Raw genomic sequence first — 16,116 nt, 5'->3', positions numbered from 1 at the left:
ACCTCGGCCCCAAAGCCAGCAGGACCAAAGACCCTCAGACCACACCTGCCGGATCGCCACCTGCGCACAGGAACGCCTGACGCTCCATCAGTTCATGCGTCAAACGTGCGTCACGTGCGTCAAGACATCGCCCGTAACGCACACAACGCACACTCGACGAAATGGCAGGTCAGACGCCCTTTGCGGCAGGCTCAAGGATCGCCACGCACTCCACATGGTGCGTCATCGGAAACAGATCGAAAGCCCGCAACGTCCGCACCTTGTACCCGCCCTCAGCGAAGTACGCCAGGTCCCGCGCCAGCGCCGCCGGGTCGCAGGCCACGTACGCGATCTTGCGTGCCCCGAGGGCCGACAGACGCTTGACGACCTGCTTGCCCGCTCCCGCGCGCGGCGGGTCCAGGACGATCAGGTCGCACTCGGTGATGCCCGTGCGGGGCAGGACCTGGTCGACCTTGCCGTGCTCGATGCGGACCCGCTCCAGGTCCTTGAGGTTGTGGCGGGCGTCCTCGACGGCGCGCTTGCCGGACTCGATGCCGAGCACCGCGCCCTTCTCGCCGATGCGCTGGCCGATGGCGCCGGCGAACAGGCCGACACCGCAGTAGAGGTCGAGCGCCATGTCGTTCTTGCGGGGCAGCAGGCCCTGCATGACAGCGCGGACAAGGGTGTCCGCCGCCTGCGGGTGGACCTGCCAGAAGCCGCCGGAGCCGACGCGGTAGGTGCGGTCGTCGGCGCGTTCGCGGACGAAGCCGCGGCCGTGGACGCGGTGTACCCCGCCGTCGCGCTCGTCGACGCGGAGGACCGAGACCGGCTTGTCCAGCTCGACGAGCGGGAGTCGGCCGCCCTCGCGCGGGGTGAGGATGACCTGGCGGTCGTTGGAGCCCGTGGCGGCGATGGCCTCCACCGTGGCCATCTGGGGCCAGTCCTGCTTCTCGATGCCGAGCTCGGAGACGCCGGGGGCGGCGATCAGGCACTGGTCGATGATCTCGATGTCGTGCGAGCGGTGCTTGCGCAGACCGACTCGGCCGTCCTCGTCGATGGCGTACTGGACCCGGGTGCGCCAGGCGGGCACCTCACCCGGCGGGAGCTTGTCGCCCTCGGCCGGCATGACCGTGCCGTCCCAGCCGGCCTCCTCGGGGGTGAGGCCCGCGAGGTGCTGGAGCTGTTCGGTGATCACTTCGCCCTTGAGCCGTCGCTGGGCGCCGGGCTTGGCGTGCTGCCAGTCACAGCCGCCGCACTTGCCGGGGCCTGCGAACGGACAGGGGGCCTTCACCCGGTCCTTGGACGCCTCGATGATCCGTACCGCGTCGGCGCGCAGGAAGCGGGAGTCGGCCGTGCCGTCGGTGACCTTGGCGACGACCTTCTCGCCGGGGAGCGTGTGGCGTACGAAGAGGACCTGGCCCTCGGCCGTACGGGCGATGCAGTGGCCGCCGTGAGCGACGGGGCCGACCTCGACCTCGTACTCCTGCCCGACAAGCGACTCGGCAGCCTGCGGTTCGGCGGCCTGCGGTTCGACAGCCTGCGATTCGACGGCCCGCGTCTCCTCGGCCTTCGTCTCCTCGGCCTGCGTTTCCCCGGTCTGCGGCGAAGTGGATTCGTTCTGCATGAAGGGGAGGCTCCAGAGATCAAGAAGGGAAACGGCAAGCGGCCGGACAACAACCTACGAGTCTACGTGGGTGTCGTCCGGCTGCTTACCAGGAACGGCGGGCGCACGCACAGCTGACGCGCCTCAGCCCTTGTGCGTGTGCGTGTGCTCCTTCGACCTGCGTTCCACCGGGCCGCGGCGCACCGAGCCCGGGGCCGTCCAGTTCGCACGCCTGCGAGCCCGCTTCTTGGCCGCCTCGGAGGACTCCAGCTGGTACGGGACCGAGGTGACCATCACACCGGGGGTGAAGAGCAGCCGGCCCTTGAGGCGCAGGGCGCTCTGGTTGTGGAGCAGGTGCTCGTACCAGTGGCCGACGACGTACTCCGGGATGTAGACGCTCACGACATCGCGCGGGCTCTCCCGGCGCAGGCCCTTGACGTACTCGATGACCGGGCGGGTCACCTCGCGGTAGGGCGAGTCGAGGATCTTCAGCGGTACGTTGATGCCGCGCCGCTCCCAGTCGTCCCTGAGCGCCTTCGTCTCGGCCGGGTCGACGCTGATGGAGAGCGCCTCCAGGTGGTCGGTGCGGATCAGTTTCGCGTACGCCAGGGCCCGCAGTGTGGGGCGGTGGAGCTTGGAGACCAGGACGATCGAGTGGACCCGCGAGGGCCGGATGGTCTCGTCCGACGGGCCCTCGTCGGCGGCGATCTCCTCGGCGACCCGGTCGTAGTGCTTACGGATCGCCGTCATCGTGCCGTAGAAGATCACCATGCCGAGCAGGGCGACCCAGGCACCGTGGGTGAACTTGGTGGCGAGGACGACGACGAGGACCAGACCGGTGAAGAAGGCGCCGAAGGTGTTGATCGCGCGGGAGCGGACCATGTGGCGGCGCTTGAGCGGGTCCCGCTCCGTGCGCAGGTGCCGGTTCCAGTGCCGGACCATGCCGGTCTGGCTCAGCGTGAAGGAGACGAACACGCCGACGATGTAGAGCTGGATCAGCCTGGTCGAGTCGGCACCGTAGATGACGACCAGCAGGATCGCGGCGCCGGCCAGCAGCACGATCCCGTTGGAGAAGGCGAGCCGGTCACCGCGGGTGTGCAGTTGGCGCGGCAGGTACCGGTCCTGGGCGAGGATCGAACCGAGCAGCGGGAAGCCGTTGTACGCGGTGTTCGCGGCCAGGAAGAGGACGAGCGCGGTGGCCGCGGCGAGGATGACGAAGAAGAACGTTCCGTCACCGAAGACGGCGGCCGCGACCTGTGAGATCACCGGGTCCTGGACGAAGCCCGAACCGACCGGGGAGCCCTTGTTGATCAGGTCCGTCGCCGGGTGCTCGGCCATCTTCACATCGGTGGCCATGGCCAGTGCGATGATCCCGCAGAACATGGTGACGGCGAGCAGGCCCATCGCCGCGAGGGTGGTGGCGGCGTTCTTGCTCTTCGGCTTGCGGAAGGCGGGGACACCGTTGCTGATGGCCTCGACGCCGGTGAGAGCCGCACAGCCGGAGGAGAACGCCCGCAGCAGCAGGAAGACCAGGGCGAAACCGGCCAGGCCCTGGTGCTCGGCCTTGATCGTGTAGCCGGATGTCGGGGCGTGCATGGTGTCGCCGAGCACCAGTCCCCGGAAGGCACCCCAGATGATCATGATGAAGACGCCGGCCACGAACAGGTACGTGGGGATGGCGAAGAGCTTGCCGGACTCCTTGACGCCGCGCAGGTTCATCAGGGTCAGCAGGACGATCGCGGCGACCGCGCAGGCCGTCTTGTGCTCGACGACGAACGGGATCGCGGAGCCGAGGTTCTCCACCCCGGATGCGATCGACACGGCGACGGTCAGGACGTAGTCGACCAGCAGGGCGCTGGCCACGGTCAGTCCGGCCTTCGGGCCGAGGTTGGTGGTCGCGACCTCGTAGTCGCCGCCACCGCTGGGGTACGCGTGCACGTTCTGCCGGTACGAGGCGACGACGGTGAACATCAGGACCACGACGGCGACCGCGATCCACGGGCTGAAGTGGTAGGCCGACACGCCCGCGATGGACAGCACGAGGAGGACTTCTCCGGGTGCGTACGCCACCGAGGACAGCGGGTCGGATGCGAAGACGGGGAGGGCAATGCGTTTGGGGAGAAGTGTCTCCCCCAGCTTGTCGCTGCGCAGGGCCCGCCCGATCAGGATCCGTTTGGGCACGTCGGTCAGTTTGGACACGCTGAGGATCGTAAGGGTTTCGCACGGGACCGGCCCACGCACCACCCCCGTGACCCCTGAATCTCCTGCACTCACGCGGAACGGCCACGGATTCCTTAACGCGATCCTTGCGCCGGGGCGCTCCCCGAGGCATCGGAACGCCGCGGGGAGCCCCAGCGCCGCCGCGCCTTTGCCATGGCGGCCCTGCGATACGCACACTCGAATGAGGCAACGCACCCGGCGCCGCATAAGCTCATCCTGGGCAACGGGACGAACCGTTGCCCCATGTGTTTGCCCGGCCAGCCGAGGAAAGAGTGTGAGCAGGGTGTTTTCGCAGGTCAGCCGGACGACCAGGACTGCGAGGTAGGCGCAAGGTGCACATCGTCATCATGGGCTGCGGGCGAGTAGGAGCCGCTCTCGCGCAGACCCTGGAGCAGCAGGGGCACACGGTCGCCGTCATCGACCAGGACCCCACCGCGTTCCGCCGCCTCGGCTCCGGATTCGGCGGCCGTCGCGTCAGCGGCGTCGGTTTCGATCAGGACACCCTCCGTGAGGCGGGCATCGAGGAGGCCGGTGCGTTCGCCGCGGTGAGCAGCGGCGACAACTCGAACATCATCGCCGCCAGGGTGGCGCGCGAGATGTTCGGCATCGAGAACGTCGCGGCGAGGATCTACGACCCCCGGCGTGCCGAGGTCTACCAGCGCCTGGGCATCCCCACGGTCGCCACCGTGCGCTGGACCGCGGACCAGATGCTGCGCCGGCTGCTGCCCGCGGGTGCCGAGCCGCTGTGGCGGGACCCGAGCGGGGGTGTACAGCTCGCCGAGGTGCACACCACGCCGTCCTGGATCGGCCACAAGATCAGCACTCTGCAGGAGGAGACGGGCGTCCGCGTGGCGTTCCTCACCCGGCTGGGCGAAGCCATACTGCCGTCGTCGCAGACGGTGCTGCAGGAGGGCGATCTCGTCCACGTGATGATGCGTACGGACGAGATCGCGAAGGTCGAGGCGGCCTTCGCCGAGGGCCCTGAGGAGGGCGGTCACTGATGCGTGTCGCGATTGCCGGGGCCGGTGCGGTGGGCCGTTCCATCGCGGCCGAGCTGCTGGAGAACGGCCACGAGGTGCTGCTCGTCGACAAGGCGCCGACCGCCATCTCGGTGGAACGGGTGCCGATGGCCGAGTGGCTGCTGGCGGACGCCTGCGAGATCACGTCGCTGGACGAGGCGGCGTTGCAGCGCTGCAACGTCGTGATCGCCGCGACCGGGGACGACAAGGTGAACCTGGTCGTCTCGCTGCTCGCCAAGACGGAGTACGGCGTGCCGCGGGTCGTCGCCCGGGTGAACAACCCGAAGAACGAGTGGCTGTTCAACGAGTCCTGGGGCGTCGATGTGGCGGTCTCCACGCCACGGCTGATGTCGGCCCTGGTCGAGGAGGCGGTGAGTGTCGGCGATCTGGTCCGGCTGCTGCGCTTCAGCCACGGCGACGCCAACCTGGTCGAGCTGACCCTGCCCCCGGAGTCGGCGTTGGCCGGTACCCCGGTCGGCGAGGTGGCGTGGCCCGAGGACACCTCGCTCGTGACGATCATCCGTGGTCAGCGGGTGCTGACGCCGAGCACGGAGGAGACCCTGGAGGCCGGTGACGAACTGCTGTTCGTGGCGGCCCAGGCGCGTGAGGAGCAGTTGGAGGATCTGCTGTCGGTGCGCCAGGGGGATGACCCCGCGAGCTGAGCCGGAAGTGGACGTGAAGACGTGAAGGGGCCCGGACCGCTGATGACGGTCCGGGCCCCTTCATGTGTCCGCGTGCGAAGGCAGGTGTGCGCGTGCGAAGGCAGGTGTCCGCGTGCGCAGGCCGGCTCAGAACTCCTGGCTGCGGGCCGCTTCCGCGGCGGCCGCCACACGGTCCTGCTCGGCCTTGCGGTCCTTCTCGGCCTGTTCCTCGGCCTCCATCTCGGCGAAGACGTCGATGGGCGGCGGTGCCTTGGCGAGGAAGACCCAGGTGAGGTAGACCGCCAGCAGGAACGGCGGGATCTTCAGTGCCACCAGGACCCAGCCGAACTGGGTGGTGTCACCCCACCAGTACAGCGGGAAGAGGATCGCGCACTTGGCGAGGAGGATCAGTCCCCAGGCGTAGCTGGATTTGGCGTAGGCCTTCTTGCGGCCCGGGTTCCTGGTGCGCCAGGAGAGGTTCTCCTTGAAGACCGGGCCCAGGATCAGCCCGATCAGCGGCAGTCCCGCGACCGTGGTCACCAGGTAGGCGAGGGCCAGTCCGAGCGTGTAGATCATGCCCGGCAGGTAGAAGTCCTTGGCGTTGCCGGTCATCTTCGCGAAGACGACGCCGAAGGCCACACCGAAGACACCGCTGAAGGCGTGCTTGACGGTGTCCCTGCGGATCAGCCGTACGGCCACGAGCACCAGCGACACCGCCACGGCCGCGATGGCCGAGTACGTGAGGTTCTTGTCGATGGTGAAGATGGTGACGAAGAGCAGTCCGGGCAGGACTGTCTCCACCATGCCCCGGATGCCGCCGAAGGCCTCGAAGAGCGCGGCCTCGGTGACCGCCTTCGCGTCGGCCTCCTGCTGGTCGGTGCGGGTGGTGGGGTCCGTGTCGGACGTCGGCTTGTCAAGAGACGTCACCGGCTACTCCTTGCCGAGCGGTCGGAGTTCGTATTTGGGGTTGAACAGCACCCGGCGCCCGTGGCTCATGGAGATCCGGCCGGAGGCGATGAGCTTGCGGCCCGGCTCTATGCCCATGATGGAGCGGCGGCCGAGCCAGACCACGTCCAGCGGAGCGGTGCCGTCGAAGAGCTCCGCCTCCAGGGCGGGCACTCCGGCGCGCGGTCGCAGGGTGACCGTCCGCAAGGTACCAGTGACCTTCACGATCTGGCGGTCGGTGCACTCGGAGATCCGGGTGCACCCCGATGCCTGCGAGTCCTCGGCCAGCTCCTCGCACTCCAGGTCCTCCTGGGAGCTGGAGAGGCGGTCGAGCATCCGCCGGAAGCGCCCGGACGGCCGGTCGGCCTTCCCGGCCTTCTCGAATCGAGGAACAGCACTCATACCCGAAGGGTACCGGTCTCCCGGGGTCCTGGCGGGTGGCCACCATCTCACTCGAACGGGTGATAGGAAGCGGGCCCCCGGCGCCCTTCGGGAGCGCCCGCGACCCGTGGTTCGGCCGGTGGCTCAGCCCCGCTCGAAGCGGTAGCCCATTCCCGGCTCGGTGACGAAGTGCCGGGGGTGGGAGGGGTCGGTCTCCAGCTTGCGCCGCAGCTGGGCCATGTAGACCCGTAGGTAGTTGGTCTCGGTGCCGTACGAGGGCCCCCAGACCTCCTGGAGCAGCTGCTTCTGGCTGACCAGCCGGCCGCTGTTGCGGACGAGGACCTCCAGCAGATGCCACTCGGTGGGCGTGAGCCGTACGTCCCGGCCCTCGCGGTGGACCTTCTTGGCGGCCAGGTCGACAGTGAAGCCGGTGGTCTCGACGATCACCGCCTGGTCGCCGCCTTCCTGGCCGACCGGTTCGGCGCGGCGGACGGAGGCGCGCAGCCGGGCCAGCAGTTCGTCCATGCCGAACGGTTTGGTGACGTAGTCGTCGGCACCGGCGTCCAGCGCCTCGACCTTCTCGTCCGAGGTGTGGCGGGCCGAGAGCACCAGGATCGGCACTCGCGTCCAGCCCCGCAGTCCCCTGATCACCTCGACGCCGTCCATGTCGGGCAGCCCGAGGTCCAGGACGACGACGTCGGGGTGGCGGGCGGCGGCGAGCTGGAGGGCGGTCGCGCCGTCGGGCGCCGCGTCCACCTCGTACTGGCGCGCCTTCAGGTTGATCACGAGGGCGCGTACGATCTGCGGCTCGTCGTCGACCACTAGCACCCGGGTCATCGCGGTCCTGCCTTTCTGCAGCCCATCGGGGCCGTGCTGTACGTGGGTGTGGGTCATGAGGTGACCCGCGCGGACAGACCGGCGCCCGACGGGGTGTGTCCCGAGGCCGCCCTGAGGGTCAGCACCATGGTGAGGCCGCCGCCGGGGGTGTCCTCGGCGTCGAGTGTGCCGCCCATGGTCTCCACGAAGCCGCGGGCCACGGCGAGGCCGAGGCCGACCCCGGCGCCGCGCGGGGCGTCGCCGTAGCGCTGGAAGGGTTCGAAGATGCGTTCCTTGCCGTCGTCGGGGACTCCGCGGCCGCGGTCGGCCACCCGTAGCTCGACGCGGGCGCCCAGCGCGCTGGCGGCCACCGCGACGCGGTCGCCGGCGGGGCTGTACTTGACGGCGTTCTCGACGATGTTGGCGACGGCCCGCTCCAGCAGTCCGGGGTCCACGGCGACCATGGGCAGCGTCTCGGGGATGTCCAGGTCGACGCTGTCCTCCGGCACCCCGCCCAGGGCCATGGGCACGACCTCGTCGAGGTCGATCTCGCGGATCAGCGGGGTGACGGTGCCGGTCTGCAGCCGGGACATGTCGAGGAGGTTGCCCACCAGGTGGTCGAGGCGGTCCGCACCGTTCTCGATGCCTTCCAGGAGTTCGGCCTCGTCGTCCTCGGACCAGGCGACGTCGTCGGAGCGCAGGGAGCTGACCGCGGCCTTGATGGCGGCGAGCGGGGTCCGCAGGTCGTGGCTGACGGCGGCCAGCAGCGCGGTCCTGATCCGGTTGCCCTCGGCGAGCCTGCGGGCCTCCTCGGCCTCGTCCACGAGCCGCTGCCGGTCCAGCACGACGGCGGCCTGGGCGGCGAAGGCGCCGAGCACCCGGCGGTCCTCGGCGGGCAGGACCCGGCCGGACAGCGCGAGTGCCATGTGGTCGCCGACGGGCATGTCGACATCGGCGTCCTCGGGCCGGGCGACGGGTGCAGGGCCTACGCTTCCGGCGCACGTCCACGGGTCGACGTCGCTCTGCCGCTCCAGGAGCGCCACGGACTCCATCCCGAAGGTCTCGCGGACCCGGTCCAGGAGTGCGGCCAGGGTGGTCTCGCCGCGCAGCACGCTGCCGGCCAGGAAGGAAAGAATTTCGGACTCGGCGCGCAGCCTGGCGGCCTGGTGGGTACGGCGGGCCGCCAGGTCGACCACCGAGGCCACGGCGACCGCCACCGCGAAGAAGATCACGATGGCGACGAAGTTCTCCGGGTCCTGGACGGTCAGGGTGTGGGTGGGCGGGGTGAACCAGTAGTTCAGCAGCATCGAGCCCACGGCGGCCGACGCGAGGGCGGGCAGCAGCCCGCCGAGCAGGGCTGCGGCGACGGTCATGAAGAGGAAGAGCAGGACGTCGTTGGCGAGCCCCGGGCCGTTCTCCAGGCCCTTGAGGAGCAGCGCGAGGAAGACCGGCCCGCCCACGCCGACGATCCAGCCCCAGATGATGCGGGCCCGGCCGAGCCGGGCACCGCGGGCGATGGGGAGGCCGCGGCCCTTGGCGACCTCGTCGTGGGTGACGATGTGGACGTCGAGGTCGGTGCCGGACTCGCGGGCGACGGTGGCGCCGACGCCCGGTCCGTAGATGTACTGCCAGGCCTTGCGGCGGCTGGAGCCGAGGACGATCTGCGTGGCGTTGACGCCCCGGGCGAATTCGAGGAGTGCCGAGGGTATGTCGTCGCCGATGACGTGGTGGAAGGTGCCGCCGAGGTCCTCGACGAGGGTGCGCTGGACGGTCAGCTCCTTGGGGGATGCCGAGGTCAGTCCGTCGCTGCGGGCGATGTAGACGGCGAGGATCTCGCTGCCGGAGCCCTTGGCCGCCATCCGGGAGGCCCGGCGGATGAGGGTGCGGCCCTCGGGGCCTCCGGTGAGGCCGACGACGATGCGTTCGCGGGCCTGCCAGGTGGTGCGGATGTTGTGCTCGCCGCGGTACTGCTGGAGGTATTCGTCGACCCGGTCGGCGACCCAGAGGAGGGCCAGCTCGCGCAGGGCGGTGAGGTTGCCGGGGCGGAAGTAGTTGGACAGCGAGGCGTCGATCCGGTCCGGTTTGTAGATGTTGCCGTGGGCCATCCGCCGGCGCAGCGCCTGTGGCGACATGTCGACCAGTTCGAGCTGGTCGGCACGGCGGACCACCTCGTCCGGCACCGTCTCGCGCTGGCGTACGCCGGTTATCGACTCGACGACGTCGCCGAGCGACTCCAGGTGCTGGATGTTGACGGTGGAGACCACGTCGATGCCGGCCTGGAGGAGCTCCTCGACGTCCTGCCAGCGCTTGGCGTTGCGGGAGCCGGGGACGTTGGTGTGCGCGAGCTCGTCCACCAGGGCGACGGCCGGGGCGCGCTCCAGCACGGCGTCGACGTCCATCTCGGTGAACAGGGCGGAGCGGTACTCGATCTCGCGGCGCCGGATCTGTTCGAGGCCGTGCAGCATGACCTCGGTGCGCGGGCGGTCGTGGTGCTCGACGAAGCCGACGACGCAGTCGGTGCCCCGCTCCACCCGGCGGTGCGCCTCGGAGAGCATCGCGTACGTCTTGCCGACGCCGGGTGCCGCACCGAGGTAGATCCGAAGTTTGCCGCGCGCCATGGCCTCATTGTCTTTCCTGAACCGGCTGCGGCCGATGCGGCAGCCCCCTCACGAAGCTACCCCGAGTATTTCCGGCATATCGGGCGGGAGGGCTGGAGGGGACCGTATTGACACAATTCTGATGCCGCGATTGACGTGATGTTGATACCGCGGCCGGACCGTCGTCCGGTGGCCTGCGGGCAGTGCCCGGGCCGGCCGTGGCGGCCGGCCCGGGCAGCGGGTGCGGTCAGCGTCCCGCGGTGTTGCTCACCAGCTGCCGCAGGGCGATGTTGAGCCGCAGGACGTTGACCCGCGGCTCACCCGCGAAGCCGAGGATCCGTCCGTCGGTGTGCCGCTCCACCAGCTTCGCCACCTGCCCCGCGCCCAGCTGGTTGCGCTCGGCGACCCGGCGCACCTGGAGCCGTGCGTACGCCGGGGAGATGTCCGGGTCGAGTCCGGAGCCCGAGGAGGTGACGGCGTCGGCCGGCACCTGCGAGGGGCGTACGGGGTGGCCGGGTACGGAGTTGTCCTCGACCACGGCGGACTTGGCGGCGGTGACCCAGTCGATCAGTTCCCTGTTGTCGCCGGAGCGGTTGGTGGCGCCGGAGACGATCAGTGCGTACCCGGTGTTGACGCTGTTGGTGCCGAGGCCGTTGGACGGGCGCGGCTGGAACCACCTGAGGTCGGGGGCGGGGGTCTGTCGGCCCTTCTTCTGGGGCAGGTCGTAGCGCTGGCCGATGAGCTCGGAGCCGACGGTCCTGCCGTTCGCCGTGATCTCGGAGCCGTTGGCGCGGCCGGGCATGAGGCCCTGGGCGACGCCGGTGACGACGAGGGGGTAGATGACGCCGCAGACCAGCGTGAGGACGAGCAGTGCACGCAGTCCGGCCCCGAGTTGCCGTACTGAGTTTCCTACGGAGTTGTTCATGGCAGGTCAGCCGATTCCTGGGATGAGGGAGATGATCAGATCGATGATCTTGATGCCGATGAACGGGGCGATCAGACCGCCGAGCCCGTAGATCCCGAGGTTGCGCCGGAGCATCGAGTCGGCGCCCGCAGGCCGGTAGCGCACGCCCTTGAGGGCCAGCGGCACCAGCGCGACGATGATCAGCGCGTTGAAGATCACGGCGGACAGGATCGCGGACCGGGGTGAGGACAGGTCCATGATGTTGAGCCGGTCCAGACCGGGATGGACCACGGCGAACATCGCCGGGATGATCGCGAAGTACTTCGCGACATCGTTGGCGATGGAGAACGTCGTCAGTGCGCCCCGGGTGATCAGCAGCTGTTTGCCGATCCCGACGATCTCGATCAGCTTGGTCGGGTCGGAGTCCAGGTCCACCATGTTCCCGGCCTCCTTGGCGGCCGAGGTTCCGGTGTTCATGGCCACACCGACGTCGGCCTGGGCGAGCGCGGGGGCGTCGTTCGTCCCGTCGCCGGTCATCGCGACGAGCTTGCCGCCGGCCTGCTCCCGCTTGATGAGGGCCATCTTGTCCTCGGGTGTGGCCTCGGCGAGGAAGTCGTCGACGCCCGCCTCCTGGGCGATGGCCTTCGCGGTCAGCGGGTTGTCGCCGGTGATCATGACCGTACGGATGCCCATCCGGCGCAGTTCACCGAACCGCTCGCGCATGCCGTCCTTGACGACGTCCTTGAGGTGGATGACACCGAGGACCCGGGCCCCGTCGCCGTCGTCGACCGCGACCGGCAGCGGTGTGCCGCCCTCGCGGGAGATCCGGCCGGCGAGCGTGGCCACGTCCGGATGGACCGTGCCGCCGCGTTCCCGGACCCAGGCGACGACCGAGCCGGTGGCTCCCTTGCGGATCCGGCGTCCCCCGACGTCCACTCCGGACATCCGGGTCTGTGCCGTGAAACCCACCCACTCGGCGGTGGCCTGCTCCTCCCGGTGCCGCTCCCGGAGCCCGTAGCCCTCCTTCGCCAGGACGACGACGGAGCGGCCCTCGGGCGTCTCGTCGGCCAGCGAGGAGAGCAGGGCGGCGTCCGCCAGCTCCGCCTCCGTGACGCCCCCGACCGGGAGCAGGGCGGCGGCCTGCCGGTTGCCGAGGGTGATGGTGCCGGTCTTGTCGAGCAGCAGGGTCGACACATCGCCCGCCGCCTCGACGGCGCGCCCGGACATGGCGAGCACGTTGCGCTGCACCAGCCGGTCCATGCCGGCGATGCCGATCGCGGAGAGCAGCGCCCCGATGGTGGTCGGGATCAGACAGACCAGCAGCGCCGTCAGCACGATCATGGACTGCTCGCTGCCCGCGTACACGGCGAACGGCTGGAGGGTGACCACGGCCAGCAGGAACACGATGGTCAGCGAGGCGAGCAGAATGTTCAGCGCGATCTCGTTGGGCGTCCGCTGCCGGGCCGCGCCCTCGACCAGGGCGATCATCCGGTCGATGAAGGTCTCGCCCTGCCTGGTGGTGATCTTGATGACGACCCGGTCGGAGAGCACCTTCGTACCACCGGTGACAGCGCTGCGGTCACCGCCGGACTCCCGGATGACCGGGGCCGATTCACCCGTGATCGCGGACTCGTCGACGCTCGCCACGCCCTCGACGACATCCCCGTCGCCCGGGATGATGTCACCGGCCCCGCAGACCACCAGATCACCGACGCGCAGTTCGGTGCCGGGGATCCGCTCCTCGTCCCCAGCGGTCAGCCGGCGGGCGACGGTGTCCGTCCTGGCCCGGCGCAGGGTGTCGGCCTGGGCCTTGCCTCGTCCCTCGGCGACCGCCTCCGCCAGGTTGGCGAAGACCGTGGTCAGCCAGAGCCAGGCCGTGATCGCCCAGCCGAACCAGTCGGCCGGGTCCAGGGCCGCCAGCACGGTGGTGAACACCGATCCGGTCAGCACCACGAACATCACCGGCGACTTGATCATCACCCGCGGGTCGAGTTTGCGCAGCGCGTCGGGGAACGAGCCGATCAGCATCCCGGGGTCGAAAAGGCCTGCGCCGACGCGCCCTGACGGGTTGTCGTGGTGCGGGGCACGGGCCGGTGTGACGGTGGACATCGCGTCCTCTTGCCTCGTACGGATGGTCATGACGCCAGCCCCTCGGCCAGGGGCCCCAGAGCCAGGGCCGGGAAGTAGGTCAGACCGGCGACGATCATGACGGTGGCGACCAGCAGTCCGCTGAAGAGCGGTCTGTGCGTGCCGAGCGTGCCGAGGGTCGCCGGTACCGGTCGTTGCCCGGCGAACGAGCCGGCCAGGGCGAGGACGAACACCATCGGCAGGAACCGGCCCAGCAGCATGGCCAGTCCGATCGTGGTGTTGAACCACTGGGTGTCCGCCGCCAGTCCGGCGAAGGCCGAACCGTTGTTGTTGGCACCGGAGGTGTACGCGTAGAGGATCTCGGAGAAGCCGTGCGCCCCTGAGTTGGTCATCGAGTTGCCCGGGGTCGGCAGGGCCAGCGCGGCGGCGGTGAAGCAGAGCACCAGCGCCGGGGTGACCAGGATGTAGCAGGCCGCGAGCTTGATCTCCCGGATGCCGATCTTCTTGCCGAGGTACTCCGGCGTACGGCCGACCATCAGACCGGCGATGAACACCGCGACGACCGCCATGACCAGCATCCCGTAGAGCCCGGATCCGGTACCGCCCGGAGCGATCTCGCCGAGTTGCATGCCGAGCATCGTGAGGCCGCCGCCGAAGCCGGTGAACGAGGAGTGGAAGGAGTTCACGGCACCGGTCGAGGTGAGTGTCGTGGCCACCGCGAAGAGGGACGACCCGCCGACCCCGAAACGGGTCTCCTTGCCCTCCATGGCCCCGCCCGCGATGTCGAACGCGGGCCCGTGGTGGGCGAATTCGGTCCACATCATCAGGGCGGTGAAGCCGAGCCAGATGACGCCCATGGTGGCGAGGATCGCGTAGCCCTGCCTGAGCGAGCCGACCATGCGGCCGAAGGTGCGGGTCAGGGCGAACGGGATGACGAGGATCAGGAAGATCTCGAAGAGGTTGGACAGTCCGTTCGGATTCTCGAAGGGGTGGGCCGAGTTGGCGTTGAAGTAGCCGCCACCGTTGGTGCCCAGCTCCTTGATGACCTCCTGGGACGCGACCGCGCCGCCGTTCCACTGCTGGGCGCCGCCCAGGAACTGCCCGACGGAGTGGATGCCGGAGAAGTTCTGGATCGCCCCGCAGGCGACCAACACGAGCGCGCCGATCACGGAGATCGGCAGCAGGATCCGCACGGTGCCGCGCACCAGGTCGGACCAGAAGTTGCCGAGCTCGCCGGTGCGGGTGGCGGCGAGACCCCGCACCAGCGCCACCGCGACGGCGATGCCGACGGCCGCCGAGACGAAGTTCTGCACCGCGAGGCCGCCGGTCTGCACGACGTGGCCCATGGCCTGTTCGCCCGAGTAGGACTGCCAGTCGGTGTTGGCGACGAACGACGCCGCCGTGTTGAACGCCTGGTCGGGGTCGATCGAGGTGAATCCGAGCGAGCCGGGCAGCGAGCCCTGGAGCCGCTGCAGCAGATACAGGAAGAGGACGCTCACGGCGGAGAAGGCCAGCACGCCGCGCAGATAGGCGGGCCAGCTCATCTGTGTGTTCGGGTCGGCGCCGATCGCCTTGTAGATCCACTTCTCGGCCCGCAGATGCCGGGGCGAGGTGTAGACACGGGCCATGTGGTCGCCGAGCGGGCGGTACGCCAGGCCGAGCGCCACGACGAGCGCGAGCGCCTGGAGCACACCTGCGAGGACGGGGCTCATATCGGGCTCAGAACCTCTCCGGGTACAGAAGGGCGAGGACGAGACAGCCCAGCAGGGCGGCGGCCACGACGAGGCCCACCACGTTTTCCGCGCTCACAGCCTCGTCACCCCCTTGGCGATGAGTGCCACCAGCGCGAAGACCGCGATCGTGGTGACGACGAAGGCCATGTCGGCCATCGGGTGCTCCTGGATGAGGTTCGGATTTCTCTGACCCCATGAGCAAAGCTGCCGCAGGCACCGCTGTGACCTGCGTTGATGCCTTCCATACGGAGATGGGCCGCCCCTTGACGGCGCCTGTACGTGCCCGATACGCGCCCCATACGGGCTGCCACTCTCCCCCGGGCAGGCGCGGTACCGCCGGACACGGAAATGCCGGTGGGCCGCACCCCTCGTGGAAGGGATACGGCCCACCGGCCGGTGCTGCGAGGGTGCGGGGTCAGCGCACCTCGGTGATCTCGGGGCCGCGCTGGAGCTGGCCCATGCCGCCGGAGAACTTCGAGCCCTCCTGCTCCTCCTGCTGAACGCCCTCGGGGACCATCTGGGCGTCGTTGGGGAGCTTGAGGACGATCGGGTCGCGCGGGGCCATCGGGCCGTCGCCACGGACCACCACGGTGTCCCGGAAGACCGTCTCCAGCAGCCCGGCGGCCTCCGGCTGCACGGCGCCCTGACCGGAGATCACACCGCGCAGGAACCAGCGCGGGCCGTCGATGCCGACGAAGCGGACCAGCTGCACGCCGTTCGCCCCGTCGGGGAGCTGTACGGGGACCTGCGCGCGCAGCTCCCAGCCCAGCGGGCCCTCGATCTCGTCGATGATCCCGCCCTGCTGGGTGATGCCGGATGCGATCTCCTCACGCACCTCGCCCCAGATGCCCTCCTTCTTGGGGGCAGCGAAGGCCTGCAGCTGGATCGCGCTGTCGCGCAGCACGACGGTGGCGGCGACGATCGCGTCCCCGGCCACCTCTACACGCAGCTCCATGCCCTCGACACCGGGCACGAAGATGCCGCCGAGGTCGACCCGGCCCTCGCCGGGCTGGGAGACCTCTTCGATGTCCCACGGCCCGTCCGGTCGCGGCGCCGGCGGGAGGTTCGTCCGACGCGATCCGCTCTCGGCGGCATCGGCGTCATCGAGCTCGTCGACGACCTGCTCGGCCTCGCGCGCTTCGTCCGCCGTGTCCTCGGCGGAACCACTGTTCTTGCGACGTCCGAACACG

The 16,116-nt window shown here is 69.7% G+C and carries 13 protein-coding genes; 2 read left to right on the top strand and 11 right to left on the bottom strand.

Annotated elements, in window-relative coordinates; all coding sequences use genetic code 11:
• Positions 1 to 169: 169 nt before the first annotated feature.
• Both ACFVJX_RS03070 and ACFVJX_RS03065 read right to left on the bottom strand, forming a co-directional pair.
• The gene (locus tag ACFVJX_RS03070) at positions 170 to 1,603 is read right to left on the bottom strand and encodes a class I SAM-dependent RNA methyltransferase (protein ID WP_384125246.1); all 1,434 of its coding nucleotides are present in this window, start codon (positions 1,601 to 1,603) and stop codon (positions 170 to 172) included.
• Between the two features lie 123 nt (positions 1,604 to 1,726).
• Positions 1,727 to 3,781, bottom strand: a complete 2,055-nt coding sequence (locus ACFVJX_RS03065) for an APC family permease (RefSeq protein WP_384125244.1) — start codon at positions 3,779 to 3,781, stop codon at positions 1,727 to 1,729.
• A gap of 353 nt (positions 3,782 to 4,134) precedes the next feature.
• On the opposite strand from ACFVJX_RS03065, the gene ACFVJX_RS03060 reads away from it, so the two are divergent.
• Both ACFVJX_RS03060 and ACFVJX_RS03055 read left to right on the top strand, forming a co-directional pair.
• Positions 4,135 to 4,803, top strand: a complete 669-nt coding sequence (locus ACFVJX_RS03060) for a potassium channel family protein (protein ID WP_384125242.1) — start codon at positions 4,135 to 4,137, stop codon at positions 4,801 to 4,803.
• On the top strand, positions 4,803 to 5,483 hold the full coding sequence (locus ACFVJX_RS03055; RefSeq protein WP_384125241.1) for a potassium channel family protein: 681 nt from the start codon (positions 4,803 to 4,805) through the stop codon (positions 5,481 to 5,483). The genes ACFVJX_RS03060 and ACFVJX_RS03055 overlap by 1 nt, the downstream gene beginning before the upstream one ends.
• A 126-nt stretch (positions 5,484 to 5,609) precedes the next feature.
• Here the strand turns inward: ACFVJX_RS03055 and ACFVJX_RS03050 are convergent, their stop codons facing one another.
• From ACFVJX_RS03050 to ACFVJX_RS03010, 9 genes are all read right to left on the bottom strand, one after another.
• Positions 5,610 to 6,389 carry a DUF3159 domain-containing protein gene (locus tag ACFVJX_RS03050; protein WP_384125239.1) on the bottom strand — a complete coding sequence of 260 codons (780 nt, stop codon included), beginning with the start codon at positions 6,387 to 6,389 and terminating at the stop codon, positions 5,610 to 5,612.
• 3 nt (positions 6,390 to 6,392) lie between these two features.
• Complete coding sequence (locus ACFVJX_RS03045; RefSeq protein WP_384125237.1) at positions 6,393 to 6,809, bottom strand: OB-fold nucleic acid binding domain-containing protein; 417 nt, start codon at positions 6,807 to 6,809, stop codon at positions 6,393 to 6,395.
• A gap of 123 nt (positions 6,810 to 6,932) precedes the next feature.
• Positions 6,933 to 7,625, bottom strand: a complete 693-nt coding sequence (locus tag ACFVJX_RS03040) for a response regulator (RefSeq protein WP_384125235.1) — start codon at positions 7,623 to 7,625, stop codon at positions 6,933 to 6,935.
• Between the two features lie 53 nt (positions 7,626 to 7,678).
• Positions 7,679 to 10,222, bottom strand: coding sequence for an ATP-binding protein (locus ACFVJX_RS03035; protein ID WP_384125233.1), 2,544 nt, complete (start codon positions 10,220 to 10,222; stop codon positions 7,679 to 7,681).
• A 226-nt stretch (positions 10,223 to 10,448) separates the two neighbouring features.
• The gene (locus ACFVJX_RS03030) at positions 10,449 to 11,126 is read right to left on the bottom strand and encodes a potassium-transporting ATPase subunit C (protein ID WP_384125231.1); all 678 of its coding nucleotides are present in this window, start codon (positions 11,124 to 11,126) and stop codon (positions 10,449 to 10,451) included.
• A 6-nt stretch (positions 11,127 to 11,132) separates the two neighbouring features.
• Positions 11,133 to 13,214, bottom strand: a complete 2,082-nt coding sequence (kdpB, locus tag ACFVJX_RS03025; protein WP_384125420.1) for a potassium-transporting ATPase subunit KdpB — start codon at positions 13,212 to 13,214, stop codon at positions 11,133 to 11,135.
• Positions 13,215 to 13,240: 26 nt separating this feature from the next.
• The gene (gene kdpA, locus ACFVJX_RS03020; protein ID WP_384125229.1) at positions 13,241 to 14,905 is read right to left on the bottom strand and encodes a potassium-transporting ATPase subunit KdpA; all 1,665 of its coding nucleotides are present in this window, start codon (positions 14,903 to 14,905) and stop codon (positions 13,241 to 13,243) included.
• 7 nt (positions 14,906 to 14,912) lie between these two features.
• A complete protein-coding gene (gene kdpF / locus ACFVJX_RS03015; protein ID WP_384125227.1) occupies positions 14,913 to 15,002 on the bottom strand; it encodes a K(+)-transporting ATPase subunit F in 90 nt (29 codons plus the stop codon).
• Positions 15,003 to 15,341: 339 nt separating this feature from the next.
• Positions 15,342 to 16,115 (bottom strand): DUF3710 domain-containing protein, encoded by a 774-nt coding sequence (locus ACFVJX_RS03010; RefSeq protein ID WP_384125225.1) that lies wholly within the window; start codon positions 16,113 to 16,115, stop codon positions 15,342 to 15,344.
• Between the last annotated feature and the right edge of the window lies 1 nt (position 16,116).

Source organism: Streptomyces sp. NPDC127177 (genome assembly GCF_042672475.1).
In the GTDB taxonomy this organism is placed as follows: Bacteria; Actinomycetota; Actinomycetes; order Streptomycetales; family Streptomycetaceae; genus Streptomyces.
The sequence above is the reverse complement of the archived record's forward strand: the minus strand, read 5'-3'. Positions and strand labels throughout refer to the sequence as shown.

Coding starts and splice junctions, on each gene's coding strand:
- ACFVJX_RS03035 (WP_384125233.1), bottom strand. CDS start 10,222: ATGGCGCGCGGCAAACTTCGGATCTACCTCGGTGCGGCACCCGGCGTC.
- ACFVJX_RS03030 (WP_384125231.1), bottom strand. CDS start 11,126: ATGAACAACTCCGTAGGAAACTCAGTACGGCAACTCGGGGCCGGACTG.
- kdpA (WP_384125229.1), bottom strand. CDS start 14,905: ATGAGCCCCGTCCTCGCAGGTGTGCTCCAGGCGCTCGCGCTCGTCGTG.
- ACFVJX_RS03070 (WP_384125246.1), bottom strand. CDS start 1,603: ATGCAGAACGAATCCACTTCGCCGCAGACCGGGGAAACGCAGGCCGAG.
- ACFVJX_RS03045 (WP_384125237.1), bottom strand. CDS start 6,809: ATGAGTGCTGTTCCTCGATTCGAGAAGGCCGGGAAGGCCGACCGGCCG.
- ACFVJX_RS03040 (WP_384125235.1), bottom strand. CDS start 7,625: ATGACCCGGGTGCTAGTGGTCGACGACGAGCCGCAGATCGTACGCGCC.
- kdpB (WP_384125420.1), bottom strand. CDS start 13,214: ATGTCCACCGTCACACCGGCCCGTGCCCCGCACCACGACAACCCGTCA.
- ACFVJX_RS03055 (WP_384125241.1), top strand. CDS start 4,803: ATGCGTGTCGCGATTGCCGGGGCCGGTGCGGTGGGCCGTTCCATCGCG.